We start from the raw sequence: 15840 nt of genomic DNA, 5'->3' as shown, positions 1-15840 counted from the left end.
TTACCTCCTTTGAGAATTAAAATCCATATTTTGTTAAGAAATCTCTGGTGATCGTTCCGGCACAATGACTTTGGGAAATGCCGGCCCGGGAGATGTTGGGCTGGGGGCCGCCGGGGCCGGTGAAGCCGGCCCGGGAAACCTTGTCCTGGGAAAAAGATGAGGCGCCAAGAAGTTTCCCAATGTATTTTCCCACACAGTCATTCTCCAGGTTTACCCTGTCGCCGGCCCGTTTTGCACCAAGGGTGGTGTGGCGGATGGTATGGGGGATCACGGATACGCTGAAATCATGGTCCGTGACCCGGGCAACGGTCAGGCTGATGCCGTCCATGGCAATGGAGCCCTTTTCCACGATATAGAGCAGAATGCCCGGCGGCGCCTCCACGGTATACCAAACCGCGTTCCCGTCCTGCCGGATCATGGAAATGGTTCCGGTGCCGTCAATGTGTCCCGACACAATATGGCCTCCAAACCGCCCGTCCGCAGCCATGGCCCTCTCCAGGTTCACCAGACTTCCTGTTTTCAGATCCCCCAGGCATGACCGCGCCATTGTCTCATGCATGACATCGGCCTTGAAGCTGTCCTGTGACAGGGATGTGACCGTAAGGCATACGCCGTTTACCGCAATGCTGTCCCCCTGCCGGCTGCCGGAAGGGATGAGAGCTGCGCCGATTTGAAGAACGCAGGAGGCGGGGGTTTTGATCATGGATCTCAGGGCGCCGGTTTCTTCAATTATGCCTGTAAACATGCGGATACCTCGCTTTCCAGTAAAATATCGTCTCCCAGCACCGTGATACGGGGCTGTTTTAAGAAGAAAGCCTGTCCGGGAGCTCCCACGCCTTTTCCGTCCACAGGGGATGGAGCGTCCTTTCCTCCGAACAGCTTGGGCGCCACATAGGCCTGGACTTTATGTACCAGACCCTGATCCAGTGCGGACCAGTTAAGTGCGGCCCCTCCTTCCAGCAGGATGCTGTCAATGTTCATTTCCCCCAACCGCTTCATCAGGGCGGCCAGGTCCACATGCCCATCCGCCTGAGGCAGGGTGAGGATCTCGCAGCCCGCTTCCTCATAGGGACGGATTATATCCTCCTCTGTACGGCAGGTGGCCAGAATGGTCCTGACCGACCTGGCGGTGGATACGATCCTGGAAGTGGCAGGTGTGCGAAGGCGTGTGTCGCAGATGATCCGCACAGGGTTCCTGCCGTCCGGCAGACGGCAGGTGAGAAGGGGATCGTCCTTAAGGATGGTTCCCACACCTGCCATAATGGCGCTGTAGCGGTTCCTGTCCCTGTGGACCCGCATCCTTGCCTCATCTCCGGTGATCCACCTGGACCGTCCCGTACAGGTGGCTGTCTTTCCATCCATGGTCATGGCGTACTTCATCACAACGTAAGGCTGTTTTGTGCGGATGAAATGAAAGAAAACCTGATTCTGGGAAATGCACTCTGCTTCAAGCACGCCCTGAACCACCTGGATCCCGTGGCTGTTAAGGAGGGAGATCCCTTTTCCCGCCACCAGGGGATTGGGATCCGCGGTCCCTATGACAACGCGGCTTATGCCGCTTTCCATAATGGCATCCGTACAGGGGGGAGTCTTTCCGCAGTGGCAGCATGGTTCCAGCGTGACGTAGAGGGTGGCGCCCCGGGCCGTCCGGGTCAGGGAAGCCAGGGCCTCCCGTTCCGCGTGGGGACCGCCGTACTCACGGTGGTATCCCCGGCCTATGATCATCCCGTCCTTGACAATAACCGCTCCCACCAGTGGATTGGGATTCACCCGGCCTTCCCCTTTTTGGGCCAGCTTCAGGGCAAGGCCCATGTATTCTTCATCTGTCATTTTTACATCTGTCATTAAAACACCTCCAAATCTGTGGTTGGGTTGTATGGGGGATCTGTTTTATGGAAAACAAAAAACGCCTTGAACAAAGGTTCAGGGCGTGTAGAACAGGAACTGGGAATGTTTGGAAATCAAATAGCTGGCAGATGGCGGGTTCCGTTCATATATGACATTAAAGAACGGACATGATGCCGCCCGGACGGATCCGCAATCCAAAAAGCCCTGAAATGATAAAATCATTCCAGGGCAGTTAAACATTCTAACAGGTATGGATCCATTGAATAAAACAGATCCAACCATCCTATCTTCTTTCATCCAGACTTTACTGTCGGCTTCGGAGTTTCACCGAATCATGCCTCGCGGCTCGTGGGCTGTACCACCGGTAGGGAATTGCACCCTGCCCTGAAGATATTGATTCAATTGAATGTAATTATAGACAGGTAAACCGGATCTGTCAAGATATTTTTCTTGGGAGATTTCTATAAAGATTTTTTATAAAGATTTTTCACTCCGTATCCCATGATCAATTGTGATACATATTTTGGGTTCAGTGGTATAATAGAACCAGGGAAGGAGTCCGTATCAGTACAGGAGAAAGGTTCCCTGCAAAAAAAATAGGAGGATGGGCATATGAAAGACGGAAAAAAACTGATAATAACCATTGGCAGGCAGTTCGGCAGCGGCGGCAGTGAGATCGGCAGGCAGCTGGCAACGGAATTGGGACTGGGTTTTTACGACAAGAATATCCTCCGCATGGATTCGGATGAAAGCGGTATCAAGGAAAGCTTTTATTACATGACAGATGAAAAGGCGGGGAATAAACTGCTCTACAAGATCATAAAGGGCATGACACCGGAGATCGGATCCCCCTCCCTGGGCTCGGACCTGGTATCAGCGGACAATCTGTTCCGCTTCCAGTCGGAAGTTATCAGGAAGCTGGCGGCAGAGGAGGACTGTGTGTTCATTGGGCGGTGCGCCGATTATGTGCTGGAGGGAACGGAAGGGCTGGTCCGGATGTTCCTTTACGGGGACATGGATTACCGCGTCAGGCGTATAACGGAAAAAGAATATTTTGATCAAAAGGATGTCAAAAAGAACATCAAGAGGATCGACCGGGAACGCCGGGACTATTACCGGTATTATACCGGCCAGGACTGGCAGGATATGGAGAATTATGATGTGATGCTGAATACAGCCGTGCTGGGAACGGAAGGGACGGTCAGGGCGGTCAAGGCGTATCTTAAAATACGGGGATATGAGCTATAGGGTGTCAAACTTTTATGCACAGGACATGCATATAATAAGAAAGGCCATATTATATTTAGGTAATGATAAGAAATTATGAGGTATTACATGGCAACCAATCCAGAACGGACATCCAGTGGAATGCTGCAGATCAATGTAGTCAATATCCAGAACAACTTCCCCATTCAAAATGCCAGGGTGACAATCAGTTATAAGGGAGAGCCTACCAGCGCCATAGAACAGCTTCAGACCAACAGTTCAGGGCAGACAGAGACCGTATCCCTACCCGCCCCTCCGGTGGAACTGAGCCTGGAACCGGGCATTATCCAGCCCTATTCCGAATACAACCTTACAGTGGAGGCGGATGGATTTGATCCCCTTGTGGTGTCGGGTACGGAGATATTGGCTGAATCCACTGCGATCCAGCCTGTGAGCATGACTCCCCAGGGTGAGGGAACTCCTCCCGAAGACCCGATTGTAATTCCGGACCATACGCTGTACGGGGACTATCCGCCCAAGATCGCGGAGGCTGAGATCAAACCCGTGAACGAGAGCGGGGAAATTGTGTTAAGCCGTGTGGTGGTCCCCCAGACCATTGTGGTCCATGACGGGGCGCCCACGGACAGTACGGCCAAGGATTACTACGTACCGTACAGAGACTACATAAAGAACGTGGCCTCCAGTGAAATCTACTCCACCTGGCCCAGGGCCACCATCACGGCCAATGTGCTAGCAATCATGTCCTTTACATTAAACCGTGTGTATACGGAGTGGTACAGGAACCAGGGATATGATTTTACCATCACTTCCTCCACTGCGTTTGACCACAAATGGATCTATGGCAGGAACATATTTGAGAGCATTTCACAGATCGTGGATGAGATCTTTGACAGTTATCTGTCCAGACCCGGAGTGCGCCAGCCCATCCTCACCCAGTACTGTGACGGGCGCCAGGTGCAGTGCCCTAACTGGATGACACAGTGGGGATCCTGCTCATTGGGAGAGCAGGGGTACAGCCCCATTGAGATCCTGCGGCATTTCTACGGCAGCAGTATTTATATCAATACGGCGGAGCAGATTGCAGGGATCCCCGCCTCCTGGCCGGGGAATGACCTGACCATCGGAAGCTCAGGGGATAAGGTAAGGCAGATGCAGGAACAGCTGGATACCATTGCCACGGTTTACACCGCAATTCCCAGGGTGACGCCTGACGGGGTCTACGGGCCAAGGACAGCGGAGGCGGTCAGGGAGTTCCAGTCCATATTCGGCCTGCCCCAGACCGGGGTGGTGGACTTTGCCACCTGGTACAGGATATCGCATATTTATGTGGGAATCACCAGGATCGCGGAACTGGTATAGGGGCGCTCCCAGGATAAAAAGAGGATGAGAACAGCATAAGATCAGATGAGGACCGGGCAGGGCATATGGCATGGATAGAATGCCGTAAGGCCCTGCCTGATCATTTTGCGGGAGATGGGATGGAAATGATTCCTGAAAAACTGTTTGGCATAGACAAAAAAATTTAGCCTTTAAAGCTATTGAATAATAAATCGAAATACAGTATAATCTTTACAATTTGGGCTAAAGTGTGCAGTAAGCATTGTTCAGACACGCTTTGGCGTTATTGCGGCCCAACAGCAAACACATAGGAAAGGACAGGTACCCCCATATGAAAGCATACCTCATACTGGAAGATGGAACTGTATTCACCGGGACAAGTATTGGTTCCCAGCGTGAAGTGATCAGTGAGATCGTGTTTAACACATCTATGACCGGTTATCTGGAAGTGCTGACCGACCCGTCATACGCGGGACAGGCAGTAGTCATGACATATCCCCTGATTGGCAATTATGGAATCTGCCATGAAGACATGGAATCAGCAAAACCCTGGCCGGACGGCTATATTGTAAGAGAATTATCAAGAATCCCCAGCAACTTCCGTAGCGAGGATACCATCCAGAACTTCTTAAAAGAACATGACATTCCCGGTATCAGCGGTATCGATACAAGAGCCCTTACCAAAATTTTAAGAGAAAAAGGCACCATGAACGGTATGATCACCACAAAGGAGTATACCGATCTTAGCGAGCCTACAGAGCGCATGAAGGAATACAGCGTCACCGGTGTTGTTTTGAAAACCTCCACGAAGGAGAAGTATGTGCTTCCGGGACACAGTGAAGCCCCCGGCGGCAGCTTCCCGGGCGCGGGGAAAAAGGTGGCTCTTATGGATTACGGTGCAAAGAAAAACATTGCCCGTTCCTTAAACAGCCTTGGCTATGAGGTTACCGTATATCCGGCGGATACCCCGGCAGAGGAAGTGCTGGCAGCCTGCCCGGACGGCATCATGCTCAGCAACGGCCCCGGCGATCCCAAGGAGAACACGGCCATTATTGAGGAAATAAAGAAACTTTATGCATCGGATGTTCCGATCTTCGCCATCTGTCTGGGACACCAGCTCATGGCTCTGGCCAACGGAATGGACACCTATAAACTGAAATACGGACACAGGGGCGGAAACCATCCGGTCAAGGACCTGGAGACAGGAAGAGTTTACATTTCTTCCCAGAACCACGGCTATGTGGTCGACATGGAAAAGGTGAACCCGGAGATTGCGGTTCCGGCGTTTGTGAATGTAAATGACGGCACCAACGAGGGGCTGAAATACGTGGGCAAGAACATTTTCACGGTTCAGTACCACCCTGAGGCCTGCCCCGGACCATTGGATTCCGGATACCTGTTTGACCGTTTCCTGAAAATGATGGAGGTGAAAAACTGATGCCAAAGAATCCTGATATTAACAAAGTTCTTGTACTCGGTTCCGGCCCGATCATCATCGGACAGGCCGCCGAATTTGACTATGCGGGTACACAGGCCTGCCGTTCCTTAAAGGAAGAGGGAGTGGAGGTTGTGCTCTTAAACTCCAACCCGGCCACCATTATGACGGACAAGGATATTGCGGACCGGGTTTATATTGAACCACTGACCGTGGAAGTGGTGGAGCAGCTGATCTTAAAGGAAAAGCCGGACAGCGTTCTGCCCACCCTGGGCGGACAGGCGGGGCTTAACCTGGCCATGGAACTGGAGGACGCGGGCTTTTTTAAGAAGCATAATGTGCGCCTGATCGGAACCACGGCGCTGACCATCAAGAAAGCGGAAGACCGCGAGATGTTTAAGGAAACCATGGAGAAGATCGGCGAGCCGGTGGCTCCCTCCGACATTGTGGAGGATGTAAAACGCGGTCTGGAGATCGCGGAGCAGATCGGATATCCGGTGGTGCTCCGTCCCGCCTATACCTTGGGCGGCTCCGGCGGCGGTATTGCCCAGAATCCGGAACAGTGTGCCCAGATTCTGGAAAACGGCCTCCGTCTCTCACGTGTGGGACAGGTTTTGGTGGAGCGCTGCATTGCCGGCTGGAAGGAAATCGAGTATGAGGTGATGCGGGACGGCGCCGGTAACGTGATCACGGTTTGTAATATGGAAAATATCGATCCCGTGGGCGTGCACACCGGCGACAGTATCGTGGTTGCCCCCTCCCAGACACTGGGGGACAAGGAGTACCAGATGCTTCGTACCTCCGCCCTCAACATTATCAGCGAGCTGGGGATCACCGGCGGCTGCAATGTGCAGTACGCCCTGAACCCTGACAGCTTTGAGTACTGCGTGATCGAGGTAAACCCGCGTGTGAGCCGTTCTTCCGCTCTGGCCAGCAAGGCCACCGGATACCCCATTGCCAAGGTGGCGGCCAAGATCGCCCTGGGCTACACCCTGGATGAGATCAAGAACGCGGTTACAAAAAAAACATACGCAAGCTTTGAGCCGATGCTGGACTACTGTGTGGTCAAGATGCCAAGGCTTCCATTTGATAAATTCATCAGCGCCAAGCGCACCCTGGGAACCCAGATGAAGGCCACCGGAGAGGTGATGAGCATCTGCACCAACTTTGAGGGCGGCCTGATGAAAGCCATCCGTTCCCTGGAACAGCATGTGGACTGCCTGTTGTCCTACGATTTCAGCGGATTCACCGACAGTGAGCTTAGGGAGCAGATGGAAAAGGTGGATGACATGAGGATCTGGAGGATTGCGGAAGCGCTGCGCAGAGGCATTTCTTATGAAGAGATCCACGCCATTACCAAGATCGATGTGTGGTTTATCGACAAGCTGGCGATCCTTGTGGAGATGGAAAATGCCCTGAAGGCAGTGGGTGAAGGAAAGTCTGAGCTGACTGCAGAGCTTCTCAAAGAGGCCAAGAGGATCGAGTTCCCTGACAACGTGATCGCAAGGCTGACCGGCATTTCCCAGGAAGAGGTCAAAAAACAGCGCTATGAAAATGACATCCGCGCAGCTTACAAGATGGTTGACACCTGCGCGGCTGAGTTTGCGGCAGAGACGCCGTACTATTATTCCTGTTTTGGAAGCTTCAACGAGGCGGAGAAGACAGAGGGCCGCAAAAAGGTTCTGGTTCTGGGTTCCGGTCCCATCCGCATTGGACAGGGCATTGAGTTTGACTTCTGCTCCGTGCACAGCACCTGGGCTTTCAGCAGGGAAGGCTATGAGACCATTATCGTGAACAATAACCCGGAGACCGTAAGTACGGACTTCGACATTGCGGATAAGCTGTACTTTGAACCGCTGACACCGGAGGATGTGGAGAGCATTGTGGATATAGAGAAACCGGACGGCGCGGTGGTGCAGTTCGGCGGACAGACGGCCATCAAGCTGACGGAGGCTCTGATGAAAATGGGAGTCCCCATTCTTGGCACAGCTGCAAAGGATGTGGACGCTGCGGAGGACAGGGAATTGTTTGACGCCATCCTGGAGCAGTGCAATATCCCCAGACCGGCAGGCCGCACCGTATTCACGGCGGAGGAGGCCAAAGCGGCGGCCCATGAGCTGGGTTATCCCGTGCTGGTGCGCCCGTCCTATGTGCTGGGCGGACAGGGTATGCAGATCGCCATCAGCGATGAGGACATTGATGAGTTTATCGGCATCATCAACATGATCGCGCAGGAGCATCCGATCTTGGTGGATAAATACATCATGGGCAAGGAAATCGAGGTGGACGCCATCTGTGACGGCACCGACATCCTGATCCCAGGCATTATGGAGCATATTGAGCGCACGGGAATCCATTCCGGTGACAGTATTTCCGTGTATCCGGCCATGGATATCACACAGCACAATATCGACACCATTGTGGATTACACCGAAAAGCTGGCAAGGGCGCTCCACGTAAAGGGCATGATCAACATCCAGTTTATTGTGGACGGGGATAATGTGTATATTATCGAGGTGAATCCACGTTCCTCACGTACGGTTCCCTATATCAGCAAGGTAACGGGGATCCCCATCGTGCCCCTGGCAACCCAGATCATCTGCGGCCACACCATCCGGGAGCTGGGCTATAAGCCGGGACTTCAGCCCGCGGCTGACTATATTGCCATCAAGATGCCCGTATTCTCATTTGAGAAGATCCGGGGCGCGGATATCAGCCTTGGACCTGAGATGAAGTCCACGGGCGAGTGCCTGGGCATTGCGAAGACATTTAACGAGGCCCTGTACAAGGCATTTGAGGGAGCGGGCATCCGTCTTCCCAAGTACAAAAAGATGATCATGACCATCCGCCACAGCGATCAGGAGGAGGCGGTGGATATTGCCCGCAGGTTCGCGGCAGTGGGTTACCAGATCTTTGCCACCAGGGGAACCGCAAGAACCCTGAATAGGAACGGTGTCAAGGCTTATGAGATCCGCAAGCTGGAGCAGGAGTCACCCAATATCCTGGACCTGGTCCTGGGCCATCAGATCGACCTGATCATCGATATCCCGGCGCAGGGAGCGGAGCGAAGCCACGATGGCTTCATCATCCGCCGCAATGCCATTGAGACAGGGGTTAACGTGCTGACATCCCTGGATACGGCAGCCGCGCTGGTTACCAGTTTGGAGAACCGGGCAAGGGAGCTTACGCTGATCGATATTGCCATGGTAAAGAACGCATAGGAATGATCAAAAGCCATATCCGGCAATGGGCCGGGTGTGGCTTTTGTGTATTCTGTGTTACGGAAAAATAACGGTCTTGCTTTTGATGAATTTTCACATTAGAATAGAATTATTGGAAGAATTCTGACAAAGGGGGCGGGGGCTTTGGGATGGTGGTCGCTTAAAAAAGAATTGTTTACATATTTTTTTATCACTTCAACGGTCATCCTGATTTTTCTGGGGATCATCCTTTACTCGGTCATGGACAGGACCATCTATGAAAGGGTCCAAAAGGACCAGAAATTGTTTTTGGAAAACCAGCTGCAGTTGGTGGACTCCAATCTTTCACTGCTGGAAAACCTGATCCTCAAGGTTTCAAATGACAGCAATCTGCAGGCTATGATGCAGGTTCCAAAATCCCAGGCCGACACCTTCAGCGAGTCCAGTTCACGCTTTTACATGACTCTGGAAAATTATATGCAGCCCATAGAAAAGTACATCAGCGTCCTGCATATCGAGGGGAATAACGGCCTGAAGGTGAGAAAGGGATTTGAATCATATCTGATTGATAAAGAGGACTATGAGGGTACGGAGTGGTACCGGAAGAGCATGGATACCACAGGGGCCATTTGTTGGTGGGAGATGCAGAAAAATTTCACCAGGATCCCCCATGTGTGGGTGGCTGCGCCCACGGAATATATTGTGCCCATTTATAAAAAAATCTGCCGTTCCGATGATATGGAGATACTGGGGGATATGGTGGTGTTCATTAGCCCCAGCTTGTTTTTCGGGGAGGAATACCATCCTTTTTCAGACTCCGACACACACAGCTACCTGGTGGATGCCTCCGGACAGATCGTGTACTCGGATGATGAGGATTTTATCAACAGGGACAGCGGCACTACCATGAATCTCCTGGATATGGAGCCCATTGAGCTGGAGCGGTCTAATGCCAGGCAGACCAGGATCCAGTCCATGAACGGGAGACTGGTGGTGTACAGGAAGTCATCCGCCTCCAACCTCTGGCTGGTGCGTGTGATCCAGCTGGAGAATGTGGTGCGGCAGGAAAGCCATTTCCTCTATGTGACAGCGGCATTGATCATAGGACTGATCCTTTTGTCCTTTGTGCTGTCTCTTAAATTTTCCAACAGCTTCACCAGGCCCATTGAGGAAGTGATCGTAAAGATCAACCACATTGCCCAGGGGGATTTTAACTACAGCCATTCCATTGGTCCGGGAGGAAAGAAGTTTGAATTGCTGTACCAGAACCTCTATAAAATGGAGCAGGATATCCAGTCCATGATGGAGGAGAACCGGAGAAAGGAAAAGGAGAAACGAAAGCTGGAGATCTCCATGCTGCAGATGCAGATCAATCCGCATTTTCTCTATAATACATTAAGCTCCATCAAGTGGATGGCGGTATTTCAGGGAGCCAGGGGGATCGAATCCATGGTAAATTCCCTGGGGATCATACTGGAGGCATCCTACAGCCGGGTGGATGAATTTGTACGGCTTAAGGAGGAGCTGGAGATTCTGGGCCATTATTTCACCATACAGAAGATCCGGTACCAGGACAAGATCAGCCTGGAAACCAGCTGCGGGGACCAGGGGCTTTTGCAGTGTTATGTGCCCAGGTTTATCCTGCAGCCCATTGTGGAAAATGCCATCTTCCACGGCATTGCCCCAAAGGAGGAGCCGGGGGAGATACGGCTTACCATTGACAGGGACAGCCGGGGGATCGTCATTTCCGTATGGGATAATGGGGTGGGAATGGACCGGGACATTCTTGACAGGATACTAAAGGAAAACGAAGTGGGTAAGCGGGGGCGGATCGGGGTTTCCAATGTCCACTCCAGGATCACGCTGATCTACGGCGCGGAATACGGGGTGGAAATAGAAAGCCGGAGGAAACATTTTACAGCGGTCAGGCTGCATATTCCGGAGGAGTACGAGGAGAGGGGACACACAGATGAAGGTACTGGTGGTAGATGATGAGATGATAATCCGGGTGGGAATCCAGTCCATACTGGAGCGATCAGGGGGGATATACACCTATGCCGGAAGTGCCGGGAGCGGTAAGGCGGCCCTGAAGGAGATGGAAAAGGAAATGCCGGACATTGTGGTCACGGACATCAAGATGCCTGAGATGGACGGCATCCAGCTGATAAAGGAGATAAAAAGAAGGAAAATGCCTGTGGGGATCATTGTCCTCAGCAGCTACAGTGAGTTTGAACTGGTCAGGGAGGCCATGAAGCAGGGGGCCTCGGATTACGTGCTGAAACTCTCCATGACAGAGGAATCCCTCATGGGAGCCTTGGATGAAGCTGCAAAGAGCATTGCAAAGGAAAAGAAAAGCCGGGAGAAATCGAGGCCTGTAAAGCTGCTTTTATCAGACTATCTGTCCCAGACAGGGGAAATGCAGGAGGATGACGCACTTTGGAAGGTGGGGGGAGGAGACTGCCTGGTCACGTGTGTGTGCCTGAAATATGTGCAGGAAGGAAAGGAAGAACTGTCAGGGGAGGCGGTGGAACATGTTGTGGAGAACCTGTTCAATGAAGTGTTTACCACATGGTGCATCAAGCTGGACGATATGGCATACGGCATTGTGGTTTTCTCCAACAACAGGACTTTGGATGAGTTTCAGCGGATGCTGCGTCAAATGTGCGGCAGGTGCAGGACCGTGCTCCATGACATACTGAATATAAATGCCTGTATGTATATGGGGACCATGGAGAACCACCCCAACGGACTCCGCAGGGCCCTGCAGCATGCTCTGGAACAAGAGGGGCATGGTCCGGCGGATGAACATGAGGACAAAAGACAGGCCGGCGACCAGTGGTCCCGGGTATACCAGGTTTTCAGAAATACAAGGAAGAGGGAGTATGCAGACCAGTATCCCCCGGCAGTGCGCCGGTCTCTGGAATATATGAATCAATATTATAACCGGGATTTGACGCTGAATGAGATTTCAGATTTGGTAAATCTCAATCCTTCCTATTTCAGCTTTCTGTTTAACACGGCCCTGACCATTACTTTTTCCAATTATCTCATGTGCCTGAGGATCCACCACTCAAAGAAGTTTCTGAAAGAGACCAATCTGAAGATCTTTGAGATCGCGGAAATGGTGGGATACCGGAACAGCTATTATTTTAACCGGATCTTCAAGCGGATTACAGGAGTAACGCCAATGGAATACAGAAAGGGATAAACAGGCATGATGCCCACAGCGGACAAGGGCGCATCCGCCTCCTTGTCCGCTGCGGGTAAAATAAAGATAGTACTAAATATAAAAAAAGTACTATCTTTATTTTTGTGCACATTGAAATGATATTAGGAATACAAAATCAGTTTATTGTAATAATTACACAGAATGCTATACTTAGTCATATCAAAAAGCTAACATAACATCAAAGAGAGGGAGGTTACATTCTATGAGGAAGAGACTTGCACTGCTGCTGGCGGGAAGTATGCTTACAGGACTTCTTGGGGGATGCGCAGGCAGCAGCCAGAAGGCACCGGCCACAGGCGCGGGAACGGAAACAGTGGCGCCTGCATCAGGAGGACAGGAGACAAACGCCGGACAGGAGACAAAGGGCCCGCAGGAGGAGACAAAGGAACAGGCAGGCGCAGATCCGGGGAAGGTACAGGACGCAGACGGACAGAAGGTGATGGATGAACTGTATGCCCAGATTGCGGACAAACAGATAGAGCTGGAGCTTTGGACCGGCCCGGACTGGAAAGGGGTATATGATTCATCTGTGGAAGGCGGAGATTACCTTGACTTTTTTAACTTTGTAAAATCAGAGTTTGAGGCTAAATACCCCAACATCAAAGTCAATCCCATCCTCATTGACGGTTCCCAGAGAGCGGAGAAGCTGGCCATCGCCATACAGTCGGGCACCCTGCCCAATATGTACTACGAATCGGATTTTGCCCTCAGTGATTATGTCCATGAAGGCCTTATGGTCCCTCTGGATGATATTGTTACAGAGGAGGACAGGGCGGACATACCCAAATCTGTCTGGGACAGCCTGGAACTGGGGGGAAAGACGTATATTTTCCCATTCAGCGCAGAGGTGGGGATGATGGGGATCAATGTGAGCCTGTTTAAGGAAGCAGGGGCTGAGAGCTATCTTCCCAAGGGAGACATAGGCGTGTGGACTCCGGAGGAATTTAAATCCGCCCTGGAAGCGGTAAAAGGGCTGGACAACTGTTATCCCTTTGCTGTGTTTGCCAACAGCCAGCAGGGTGACTCCTTTACCAACATGCTGCTGCGCATGTATGGAGGGAAATTTGTCAATGACCAGGGCACGGAATTTACCATTAATGATGAAAAAGGCGTTAAGGCCCTGGATCTGATCGTGGAGATGAAGAACGAGGGACTGCTGGCCCCGGGAGGGGAGACGCTGAGCCACGGGGATGTCTACCAGATGTTCCTGAACAAGAACCTGGCCGTGGTCACCTTAAACAACCTGACTTACAATAACCTGGTTGCAGGCCTTAAAAACGGATCCATTGAAGAACCTTTTGAATTCAAATGGGCCTACTATCCCAATGAGCCGGGGGAGACGGATCCCTACTGCCTTTCTTATGTAAAGGGAGGGGCCATATTTAACACAGGGGATGAGGCGGAAACCATTGCCTCCAAGCTGTTTGTCCGGTTTTTCTGCTCCGAACCTTATACAGAGGCATCCAAGGTGCTGATCCCTGTCCGCCAGTCAAAGCTGCAGGAGCTTAAGGACGGGAACCAGGATATCCATATTGTAGAGGCATCGGAGGCTCTGGGTCATATGGTTTCCATCACAGGCAGGGTGCCGGGATATGTATCAGCGCGTTCCTATTATTTCCCCGAGATCCAGGCAGTCCTAACAGGTCAGAAGACTCCCAAGGAAGCGCTGGACCAGTTTGTGAAGTCCGCCAATGAAGCGATTTCCAAGGCAGCCAAGCGTTCCGTCATACTGAATCCTTGAGAAAAGTTGTGGGCAGGGACTTTTCCCTGCCCTTTTTATGCCAAAACGCAGTCGGCAGGACTGCTCAGACACCAGGAAAGGGTTGTTCACAATGACTCAGAGAAATATCAGGATATTAAAGGAAAATGCAGTGGCATACATGTTCATCACACCACAGCTGCTGTTCTTTGGATTGTTTTTGGTCTATCCGGTGATAGAGGGATTCCGCCTCAGCATGTTTGACGTTTCTTTTTTTGATGAAACATTCTGCGGCCTGGACAATTACAGATCCCTGTTTACAGATCCGATCTTTTACAAGGCCGTGGGAAACACGCTGGTCATGGTCCTGTGGACCACTGTTATAACCGTGGGGGCTGGTTTTTTTATATCCTCGTCCGTATTTGATAAAAGGGCGGGTTACATCACTTTTATAAGGGGGAGCTATTATATCCCCACGATCATCTCAATGGTGGTATACGGTACCATTTGGAAATGGATGTTGAACCCCTCCTTTGGAATCGTATATTACATACTTGGCAAATTCGGGATCCATGACCTAAACCTGCTGGGGGACTACAGATACGTTCTCTATGTGCTGATCCTGCTGATCTGCGTAATGAATGTTGGGCAGGCAATTGTCTTGTATGTGGCCGCCATGCAGGGGATCGATACAACGCTAATGGAATCGGCCAGGATCGATGGCGCCTCCAGGGTGGATATCCTTAAATCCATTGTGTATCCCTTGGTGAAACCTACCACACTTTATCTGGTGGTCATCAACATCATAGGGGTGATGAAGGTCTTTGTCATTGTCAATGTCATGACCAGCGGCGGGCCGAACTACGCCTCCTCCTCCCTTATGTACCTGTGTTACACCGAGGCGTTTAAATCATTTAACCAGGGCAGGGCATCTGCCATTGGAGTGGTGATGTTTCTTGTCACGTTCATGATCTCGCTGGTACCGTTTAAGCTGTTTCGGAGAAAGGGGTAGGTTAAGATGAAAGAGAGAAAGGGTTCCTTTGATTTTATCAGCAACTGCCTGATCGTGGCTGGGGCGGTCATCAGTTATTTTCCCCTGTACTGGCTTTTAAGCAGTTCCTTTAAGTACTCCCATGCGATCAATAACATGGTACCGGAGTGGTTTCCCAAACATCCCACACTGCAGAACTATGTAAATCTGTTCTCCAACAGCAATACGCTGCGCTGGCTGTTTAACTCGGTATTCATATCAACGGTCACCACGGCGCTGATCGTTCTGACCAGCGTGCTGGCTGCCTATGCCTTTGCTAAAATGCAGTTTAAGGGAAAGAAGGTCCTGTTTATGCTGTTCATTGCCACCCTGATGCTGCCCAAGGAGGTGTATATCATCCCTCTTTTTAAGGTGACCCAGAAGCTGGGGATCAGCGGCGGTTACGCGGGGGCCATTCTGCCCAATGTGGCCCTGTCCTTTGGGATCTTTTTGCTGGAGCAGCATTTTGAGTCCATTCCGGATGCCCTGAGGGAGGCGGCCAGGATGGATGGGGCATCGGAGTGGTACATATTCAGCGGAATTTACGTTCCCCTGATAAAGGCCGGGATCGCGGCCCTTATTATCCTGATGTTTATCCAGGTGTGGAACGATTACCTGTGGCAGCTGATCCAGCTGACCAAAGACGAACTAAAGACCATTCAGCTGGGGGTGGCGTCCACCCAGAATGAGCAGAACCCGGATTCGGGCCTTACCATGGCGGGGGCTGTATATGCAGCATTGCCCCTGTGCATCATGTTTTTAATATTCCAAAATTATTTTACCCAGGGCATTACAATGGGCGCAGTTAAAGAATAGCGTGAAAGGAAGAAGAAA

At 51.5% G+C, this 15840-nt stretch carries 11 protein-coding genes and 1 riboswitch; of the genes, 9 read left to right on the top strand and 2 right to left on the bottom strand.

What is annotated here, in order from left to right:
• Nucleotides 1–16 precede the first annotated feature (16 nt).
• Both CLFS41_RS10970 and ribD read right to left on the bottom strand, forming a co-directional pair.
• Entirely contained in the window at nucleotides 17–745 is a 729-nt protein-coding gene (locus CLFS41_RS10970) for a riboflavin synthase (RefSeq protein ID WP_045092299.1), read from the bottom strand.
• Nucleotides 730–1830 carry a bifunctional diaminohydroxyphosphoribosylaminopyrimidine deaminase/5-amino-6-(5-phosphoribosylamino)uracil reductase RibD gene (gene ribD, locus CLFS41_RS10965; RefSeq protein WP_040417150.1) on the bottom strand — a complete coding sequence of 367 codons (1101 nt, stop codon included), beginning with the start codon at nucleotides 1828–1830 and terminating at the stop codon, nucleotides 730–732. Before ribD ends, CLFS41_RS10970 begins: the two co-directional genes overlap by 16 nt.
• A gap of 299 nt (nucleotides 1831–2129) precedes the next feature.
• Nucleotides 2130–2244: riboswitch (FMN riboswitch) on the bottom strand.
• Between the two features lie 216 nt (nucleotides 2245–2460).
• Between ribD and CLFS41_RS10960 the strand changes: the two genes are divergently transcribed.
• The 9 genes from CLFS41_RS10960 to CLFS41_RS10920 all read left to right on the top strand — a co-directional run bounded on the left by CLFS41_RS10960 (nucleotide 2461) and on the right by CLFS41_RS10920 (nucleotide 15822).
• Nucleotides 2461–3096: a cytidylate kinase-like family protein gene (locus CLFS41_RS10960; RefSeq protein ID WP_007867205.1), complete on the top strand. Its 636-nt coding sequence runs from the start codon at nucleotides 2461–2463 to the stop codon at nucleotides 3094–3096.
• Nucleotides 3097–3183: 87 nt separating this feature from the next.
• Nucleotides 3184–4434, top strand: a complete 1251-nt coding sequence (locus CLFS41_RS10955; RefSeq protein WP_007867203.1) for a peptidoglycan-binding protein — start codon at nucleotides 3184–3186, stop codon at nucleotides 4432–4434.
• Nucleotides 4435–4744: 310 nt separating this feature from the next.
• The gene (locus tag CLFS41_RS10950) at nucleotides 4745–5851 is read left to right on the top strand and encodes a carbamoyl phosphate synthase small subunit (protein WP_045092298.1); all 1107 of its coding nucleotides are present in this window, start codon (nucleotides 4745–4747) and stop codon (nucleotides 5849–5851) included.
• Nucleotides 5851–9069, top strand: a complete 3219-nt coding sequence (carB, locus tag CLFS41_RS10945; RefSeq protein WP_007867200.1) for a carbamoyl-phosphate synthase large subunit — start codon at nucleotides 5851–5853, stop codon at nucleotides 9067–9069. Before CLFS41_RS10950 ends, carB begins: the two co-directional genes overlap by 1 nt.
• Nucleotides 9070–9213: 144 nt before the next feature.
• Nucleotides 9214–11040 (top strand): histidine kinase, encoded by a 1827-nt coding sequence (locus CLFS41_RS10940; RefSeq protein WP_045092297.1) that lies wholly within the window; start codon nucleotides 9214–9216, stop codon nucleotides 11038–11040.
• Nucleotides 11018–12256 (top strand): response regulator, encoded by a 1239-nt coding sequence (locus CLFS41_RS10935; RefSeq protein ID WP_007867196.1) that lies wholly within the window; start codon nucleotides 11018–11020, stop codon nucleotides 12254–12256. The genes CLFS41_RS10940 and CLFS41_RS10935 overlap by 23 nt, the downstream gene beginning before the upstream one ends.
• A 223-nt stretch (nucleotides 12257–12479) precedes the next feature.
• A complete protein-coding gene (locus CLFS41_RS10930; RefSeq protein WP_045092296.1) occupies nucleotides 12480–14018 on the top strand; it encodes an extracellular solute-binding protein in 1539 nt (512 codons plus the stop codon).
• 91 nt (nucleotides 14019–14109) lie between these two features.
• Nucleotides 14110–14988 (top strand): sugar ABC transporter permease, encoded by an 879-nt coding sequence (locus CLFS41_RS10925; RefSeq protein ID WP_007867190.1) that lies wholly within the window; start codon nucleotides 14110–14112, stop codon nucleotides 14986–14988.
• Between the two features lie 6 nt (nucleotides 14989–14994).
• Nucleotides 14995–15822, top strand: coding sequence for a carbohydrate ABC transporter permease (locus CLFS41_RS10920; protein WP_045092295.1), 828 nt, complete (start codon nucleotides 14995–14997; stop codon nucleotides 15820–15822).
• The last annotated feature ends 18 nt before the right edge of the window (nucleotides 15823–15840 follow it).

This window comes from Clostridium sp. FS41, assembly GCF_000954015.1.
GTDB lineage: Bacteria > Bacillota > Clostridia > Lachnospirales > Lachnospiraceae > Enterocloster > Enterocloster citroniae.
The sequence above is the reverse complement of the archived record's forward strand: the minus strand, read 5'-3'. Positions and strand labels throughout refer to the sequence as shown.

What these genes read in the sequence shown, in the direction of transcription:
- CLFS41_RS10935 (WP_007867196.1), top strand. Translation starts at nt 11,018, where the DNA reads ATGAAGGTACTGGTGGTAGATGATGAGATGATAATCCGGGTGGGAATC.
- CLFS41_RS10955 (WP_007867203.1), top strand. Translation starts at nt 3,184, where the DNA reads ATGGCAACCAATCCAGAACGGACATCCAGTGGAATGCTGCAGATCAAT.
- CLFS41_RS10920 (WP_045092295.1), top strand. Translation starts at nt 14,995, where the DNA reads ATGAAAGAGAGAAAGGGTTCCTTTGATTTTATCAGCAACTGCCTGATC.
- ribD (WP_040417150.1), bottom strand. Translation starts at nt 1,830, where the DNA reads ATGACAGATGAAGAATACATGGGCCTTGCCCTGAAGCTGGCCCAAAAA.
- CLFS41_RS10930 (WP_045092296.1), top strand. Translation starts at nt 12,480, where the DNA reads ATGAGGAAGAGACTTGCACTGCTGCTGGCGGGAAGTATGCTTACAGGA.
- CLFS41_RS10950 (WP_045092298.1), top strand. Translation starts at nt 4,745, where the DNA reads ATGAAAGCATACCTCATACTGGAAGATGGAACTGTATTCACCGGGACA.
- carB (WP_007867200.1), top strand. Translation starts at nt 5,851, where the DNA reads ATGCCAAAGAATCCTGATATTAACAAAGTTCTTGTACTCGGTTCCGGC.
- CLFS41_RS10960 (WP_007867205.1), top strand. Translation starts at nt 2,461, where the DNA reads ATGAAAGACGGAAAAAAACTGATAATAACCATTGGCAGGCAGTTCGGC.
- CLFS41_RS10970 (WP_045092299.1), bottom strand. Translation starts at nt 745, where the DNA reads ATGTTTACAGGCATAATTGAAGAAACCGGCGCCCTGAGATCCATGATC.
- CLFS41_RS10925 (WP_007867190.1), top strand. Translation starts at nt 14,110, where the DNA reads ATGACTCAGAGAAATATCAGGATATTAAAGGAAAATGCAGTGGCATAC.